The 217-nt window shown below is 45.2% G+C and carries 1 protein-coding gene; it reads left to right on the top strand.

Features of this window, described 5'->3' with window-relative positions:
* A partial coding sequence (locus HJY11_RS14305) for an ATP-binding cassette domain-containing protein (RefSeq protein ID WP_208076539.1) occupies positions 1–217 on the top strand: 217 nt, incomplete at both ends.

Below are 217 nucleotides of genomic sequence, written 5' to 3'. Positions count from 1 at the left end.
AGTTTTCTGGTGGACAGAGACAGCGGATTGGGATCGCCAGGGCACTTTCAGTGAACCCAAAGTTTTTATTCTGTGATGAGCCGATCTCTGCGCTGGATGTATCGATTCAGGCGCAAATTGTCAATCTTCTGATGAAGCTTCAGAAAGAACAGGGACTAACGATGCTTTTTATTGCACACGATCTTTCGGTAGTGAAGCATATTTCGGACAAGATTGG

The sequence above is a fragment of the Bittarella massiliensis (ex Durand et al. 2017) genome, assembly GCF_017566145.1.
Lineage (GTDB): Bacteria > Bacillota > Clostridia > Oscillospirales > Ruminococcaceae > Bittarella > Bittarella massiliensis_A.
This window is presented reverse-complemented; position numbering and strand designations above follow the sequence as displayed.